The sequence below is a fragment of the Actinoplanes sp. NPDC051633 genome, from assembly GCF_040681735.1.
Classification (GTDB): domain Bacteria; phylum Actinomycetota; class Actinomycetes; order Mycobacteriales; family Micromonosporaceae; genus Actinoplanes.
Genome location: NZ_JBFAZH010000470.1, coordinates 1 through 5,642 on the forward strand (window position 1 = coordinate 1; position 5,642 = coordinate 5,642).

General features: G+C 71.7%; 6 protein-coding genes. 2 read left to right on the top strand and 4 right to left on the bottom strand.

Annotated elements, in window-relative coordinates; genetic code table 11:
* The 4 genes from AB0M20_RS24055 to iolC form a co-directional block, all read right to left on the bottom strand.
* On the bottom strand, positions 1–814 hold an 814-nt coding region (locus AB0M20_RS24055), incomplete at its 3' end, for a thiamine pyrophosphate-binding protein (protein WP_364301687.1).
* Positions 811–1,722, bottom strand: a complete 912-nt coding sequence (gene iolB, locus AB0M20_RS24060) for a 5-deoxy-glucuronate isomerase (RefSeq protein WP_364301689.1) — start codon at positions 1,720–1,722, stop codon at positions 811–813. The genes iolB and AB0M20_RS24055, both read right to left, overlap by 4 nt.
* An 11-nt stretch (positions 1,723–1,733) precedes the next feature.
* Positions 1,734–2,603, bottom strand: coding sequence for an aldolase (locus tag AB0M20_RS24065; protein WP_364301691.1), 870 nt, complete (start codon positions 2,601–2,603; stop codon positions 1,734–1,736).
* Positions 2,596–3,546: a 5-dehydro-2-deoxygluconokinase gene (gene iolC, locus AB0M20_RS24070; protein ID WP_364301694.1), complete on the bottom strand. Its 951-nt coding sequence runs from the start codon at positions 3,544–3,546 to the stop codon at positions 2,596–2,598. The genes AB0M20_RS24065 and iolC overlap by 8 nt, the downstream gene beginning before the upstream one ends.
* 160 nt (positions 3,547–3,706) lie before the next feature.
* On the opposite strand from iolC, the gene AB0M20_RS24075 reads away from it, so the two are divergent.
* Both AB0M20_RS24075 and AB0M20_RS24080 read left to right on the top strand, forming a co-directional pair.
* Positions 3,707–4,471 (top strand): GntR family transcriptional regulator, encoded by a 765-nt coding sequence (locus tag AB0M20_RS24075; RefSeq protein WP_364301696.1) that lies wholly within the window; start codon positions 3,707–3,709, stop codon positions 4,469–4,471.
* 46 nt (positions 4,472–4,517) lie between these two features.
* Positions 4,518–5,642 (top strand): DUF1800 domain-containing protein (locus AB0M20_RS24080; RefSeq protein WP_364301698.1); only part of this gene is annotated, 1,125 nt, incomplete at its 3' end.

The window sequence follows — 5,642 nt, forward strand, 5'->3', positions numbered from 1 at the left end:
TGACCGCGCCCTTGCCGGCGTGCGTGTCGGCGACCGGGATGCCGGTGGCCCGGGCGAAGGCGTCCAGGTCGGCGCTCGCCTCGCTGTAGGTGACGCCGCCGCCCGCGATGATCAGCGGCTTCTCGGCGGCCCTGATGATGTCGGCGGCGCGCTTCAGCGCGGCCGGCTCCGGCACCGGGCGGCCCACGTGCCACACCCGCTTGCGGAACAGCTCCTCCGGGAAGTCCCACGCCTCGGCCTGCACGTCCTGCGGCAGGCAGATGGTGACCGCGCCGGTCTCCACCGGGTCGGTGAGCACCCGCATCGCGCCCAGCAGGGCCGAGGACAGCTGCTCAGGGCGCCAGACCCGGTCGAAGAAGCGGGACAGCGGCCGGAACGCGTCGTTCACGCTCACATCGAAGCCGCGCGGGTCCTCGAGCTCCTGCAGCACCGGCTGCGCCACGCGGGTGGCGAAGACGTCGCTGGGCAGCAGCAGCACCGGCAGCCGGTTGACGGTCGCGAGCGCGGCGCCGGTGAGCATGTTGGTCGAGCCGGGGCCGATCGAGGCGGTGCACGCCATCGTCGACAGGCGGTTCTTCATCCGGGCGTAGCCGGCCGCCGCGTGCACCATCGCCTGCTCGTTGCGGGCCAGGTGGTACGGCAGATCCGCCTCACCCGTGCGCTGCGCCTGCAGGAGTGCCTGCCCGACCCCGGCGACGTTGCCGTGGCCGAAGATGCCGAAGCAGCCGGCGATCGTCCGCTGCTCGACGCCGTCGCGCTCGGTCCACTGGTTGGCCAGGAACCGGACGACGGCCTGGGCGACGGTCAGTCTCACGAGCGCGATCCTTTCGTGCTTCTGCCTTCGGTTGCGGAGGTCATCGGGAGCCGGGGGTCCATGTCCTGGTGCTGCCACAGCCCGCGGACCCAGCCGTGCGCCGGGTCGTCGCGGATCAGCCACGCGCGATCCCCCGGTCCGGCCATGACGTTGAGGTAGTAGAGGTCGTAGCCCGGCGCGGCCATCGAAGGGCCGTGCCACCCGTACGGGATCAGAACGACGTCGCCGCTGCGCACCTCGGAGCACACGTCGATCGGGCGGTCCGGGTGGCCGTACACGCGCTGGTAGGCCGAGCCGGGAGTGCCCGAGGGCGCCGGCGCCACCTCGAAGTAGTAGATCTCCTCGAGCGAGGACTCGCCGTCGCTCGCCTCGTCGTGCTTGTGCGGCGGGTAGGACGACCAGTTGCCGCCCGGGGTGAGCACCTCGCATGCGATCAGCCGATCACACTCGAAGGTCTCCGGGGTGCAGAAGTTGTTGACCTGCCGGCTAGCCTGCCCGGCGCCGCGCAGCTCGACGGGCACCTCCTGGGCCGGGCCGTAGCGGAACGGTAGTCGCCTGGTCGCCCGTGCGCTGGGCAGCGCGAACCGGCCGCCGCTGGGCGCCCGCACGGTCACCGTGGCGTCCCTGGGCACGTACGCGAAGTCGGTGACCCGGGAGAACACCGAGCGCCGCCCGGTCAGCGTCATCCGCTCGTCGTCGCAGGTCACGTCGCAGCCACCGGACAGGGGCAGGACCAGCATCTCGTCCTCGCCGGTCCGGAACGTCGCCCGGGTGCCGATCGGCAGGTCCAGCACCCGCAGGCCGCTGTAGCCCCAGCCGGCGTTCTCCGGCGTCACCACGAGCTCGAAGGGCTTGTCCGCGGTGCTCCCCCGCGGCATCACCGGGTTCACCCGCGCTTCGGTCCTCATCACGTCGGGGATCACAGCAGGCTCACCGCCCGGTCCACCGCGCCGGCGACGTCACCGTTGGGCGGGTAGAGCAGGCTGCGCCCGATCACCAGGCCCTGCACGGTCGGCAGGTCGAGGGCCTTGGACCACTGGGCGTACGCGGCGTCCGCGTCCGCGGTCACCTCACCGCCCAGGATCAGCGCCGGCAGCGTGGTGGCCGCCATGACCCGCTCCATGTCCTGCACGATCGGCACCTTCAACCAGGTGTACGCCGACGTCCGGCCCAGGCCCGCGGCCACGGTCATCGCCCGGATCATCGCCTCGGCGCTCAGCTCGTTGCGGACCCGCCCGTCCACCCGGTGCGAGATGAACGGCTCGACCATCGCCATCAGCTGATGCCCGGCGAGCTCGCCGACGGCCCGCCCGCACGACTCCAGCGTGGTGACGGTACCGGCGTCGTCGGGGTCGATCCGGAGCAGCATCTTGCCGCCCTCGAAGCCGGCCTCGGCGATCGAGTCCGCGTCGTACGCGGTGAACCGGTCGTCGATCTCGAACGTGGTGCCGGCCAGCCCGCCGCGATTCATCGAGCCGATCACCACCTTGTCGTCGAGGACGCCGAGCAGCAGCAGGTCCTCCAGGATGTCCGGGGTGCCGAGCACGCCGTTCACCCCCGGCCGGTCCAGCGCGGCGCAGATCCGGTCGAGCAGCTCGGCGCGGTTGGCCATGGCCAGCGCGTCGGCGCCGGCCCGCAGCGCGCCGCGGGCCGGGTGGTCCGCGGCGATGATCATCAGCTTGCCGTGGTCACCGAGCAGCGAGGCGGGGCGCTGCCGGCGGGCGGCCGCCGCCGCGATCGCCCGGGGCCGCTGGATCCGGGCCTCGACGAGTTCCGCGATGTCAGGCACGGGGCGCTCCTTCCAGCAGGGCACGGACCTCGGACTCGGTGGGCATGGCGTCGGCGCAGGACAGCCGGGACGCGACGATGGCGCCGGCCGCGTTGCAGAAGCGCATCAGGTCCTCGAGCGCCCAGCCGCTGAGCAGGCCGTGGCAGAGCGCGCCGCCGAAGGCGTCACCGGCGCCGAGGCCGTTGACCACCTCGACCGGCACGGGCGGCACCTCGACCTCTTCGCCCTTTCGCGACGCCAGGACACCGGCCGGACCCTGCTTGATCACGGCCAGCTCGACGCCGGCGTCGTGCAGCGCGGCGGCCGCCTTGCGCGGCTCCTTCACGCCCACGGCGGTGAAGGACTCGTCGACGTTCCCGACCGCGACCGTCGCATAGGGCAGGGCCCGCTGGTACCACTCGCGCGCCTCCTCGCGGGACGGCCAGAACATCGGCCGGTAGTCGAGGTCGAAGATGGTGATCCCGCTCTTGTCGCGCGCCTCGAGCGCGGCGAGGGTGGCCGAGCGGGACGGCTCCTGGCAGAGCCCGGTGCCGGTGACCCAGAGGATGTCCGCGGTGCGGATCGCGTCGAGGTCGAGCTCCTCGGTGCGGATCTCGAGGTCCGGCGCCTTGGGGAAGCGGTAGAAGTAGAGCGGGAAGTCGTCCGGCGGGAAGATCTCGCAGAAGGTGATCGGGGTCGGCAGGTGCGGCACCGGCGTCACGAACCGGTCGTCGACGCCGAAGCCGCGCAGCGCGTCGTGCAGGAACTCGCCGAACGGGTCGTCGCCGGTGTGCGAGATCAGGGTGGCGCGGCGGCCGTAGCGGGCGGCGGCCACGGTCACGTTCGCGGCGCTGCCACCCAGGAACTTGGCGAAGGTCTTGACTTCACGCAGCGAGACACCGACCTGTTCGGGATACAGGTCGACGCCCAGGCGTCCCATGGTCAGTACCTCGTCCGAGGGCATGCGGTTCCTTCCGCGCACGGCGAAGCAGACCCCACCGGGGGGCCTTCGTCACCTTGATGTAGACGGTCGTCGCTGTAGGCCAGTTGGTTTCGATGTAATAACGTGGGGGCTTCCACGTCAATACTTTGTCATGACAAACTGTCGAAGTTGAGGGGGTGCCATGACGTCAGAGGTGTCCGTGCCACGCGAGTCGATCCGCCCGGTCGAGGTCGACCGGACCAGCCCGGTGCCGCTGTATTTCCAGGTGGCGACCCGGTTGCAGGAGTTGATCGAGAAGGGTGAGATCGGGGTCGGCGCCCGAATCGAGAACGAGGTGGACCTGGCGGAACGGCTGGGTGTGTCTCGTCCCACCACCCGGCGCGCGATCCAGTATCTGGTCGAGCGCGGGATGCTGGTGCGCAAGCGCGGGGTCGGCACGCAGGTCGTGCACCCCAAGGTGCGCCGGCCGGTCGAGCTGTCCAGCCTGTACGACGACCTGGTGACCAGCGATCGGGCGCCGCGCACCGAGGTGCTCAAGCTCGAGGTGATCGCGGCGACGCCGGAGATCGCCACGGCGCTGGAGATCGAGCCGGGCACCGAGGTGACGTGGATCGAGCGGCTGCGCTACGCGGGCGGTGAGCCTCTCGCGCTGATGCACAACGCGATCCCGCTCGACCTGATCCGGCTGACCGAGCAGGACCTGGCCGAGCGCGGACTCTATGAATTGTTACGGCGGGCGGGCTACGTACCCCGGATCGCGACCCAGGTGATCGGCGCCCGGTCGGCCGGCGCGGGCGAGGCCCGCATCCTGCGGGAGAAGCGCGGCGCGTCGCTGCTGACCATGTCGCGCACGGCCTGGGACGCCGGCGGCCGGGCCCTGGAGTACGGCAGCCACGTCTATCGGGCCAGCCGCTACTCGTTCGAACTGAACCTTTCAGCGGGCTGACGGCGCGCTTACACATCTCGAACGTTCGATCTCTAGCTTGGCGGTCATGACGGATCGCCAAGCCACGGCACACCTCCTGCGCCGGCTGACCTTCGGCCCCACCGAGGCCGAGGTCGACGCCGCGGAGAAGCAGACCGTGGGCGCCACCCTCGACCGGCTGCTCGCCCCCACGGCGCTCCCGGCGCTGCCGGACATCGGCCCGGACCCGTTCGGCGGCCTGGCCAAGGGCGCGAGCCGCGAGGAGAGGCAGAAGGCACGGCAGGCCGTCCGGCCACAGGTCGTCGAGGCCACGTCGTGGTGGCTGGGCCGGATGGCCGCCGGTGGGGCCGCCGAGAAGCTGACCTTCTTCTGGCACGGGCACTGGGCGACCAGCGTGCAGAAGGTGCGCTCCGCCGCGCTGATGCTGGCCCAGCAGCAGACCTTCCGCCGCTACGGCAGCCACGACACCGCTCCCCTGGTCCGCGCGATGCTTCGCGACCCGGCCCTCATCCTCTGGCTCGACGGGCAGCGCAACACCCGCAAGGCGCCGAACGAGAACCTGGCCCGCGAGTTGATGGAGCTCTTCACGCTCGGCGTCGGCCACTACACCGAGGACGACGTCAAGGCCGGCGCCAAGGTGCTGACCGGCTGGCAGATCGACCGGGCCACCGGGACGGCGACGCTGAAACAGCAGCGGCACGACAAGCAGCCGGCGAACCTGCTCGGCGCGTCCGGGATCGACGACGTCGACGCCTACGCGGACCTTCTGGTGCGACACCCCGAGCACGTGCCGTTCATCTCCGCGCGCCTGTGGCTGCGCTACGGCTCGACCGACCAGCCGCCGCCCGCCTACACCGGGCCGCGTGACGTCACGGCGATGCTGCGAGCGCTGGCGCTGTCCGGAGAATTCGCCGCGGCCCGCGGCCATCTGGTCAAGCAGCCCGTGGAATGGCTCGTGGGCGCGCTGCGGCAGCTCGGCGTCGATCCGGCGAAGCTCGAGGACAGGCAGCGCAACCAACTGACCGGCATGCTGCGGGCGCTGGGCCAGGTGCCGTTCCGGCCGCCGAGCGTGGGCGGCTGGCCGGCCGGGCCGGCCTGGCTGACCACCTCGTCGGCGCAGGCCCGGCTCAAGGCCGGCCAGCAGCTGGCGATGCTCGCGCCCGCGGCGGCCGACCGGCTCAGCGGCGGTGAC

Excerpts from the sequence above, each read along its gene's own strand:
- AB0M20_RS24075 (WP_364301696.1), top strand. The coding sequence starts at position 3,707 with ATGACGTCAGAGGTGTCCGTGCCACGCGAGTCGATCCGCCCGGTCGAG.
- iolC (WP_364301694.1), bottom strand. The coding sequence starts at position 3,546 with ATGCCCTCGGACGAGGTACTGACCATGGGACGCCTGGGCGTCGACCTG.
- iolB (WP_364301689.1), bottom strand. The coding sequence starts at position 1,722 with ATGAGGACCGAAGCGCGGGTGAACCCGGTGATGCCGCGGGGGAGCACC.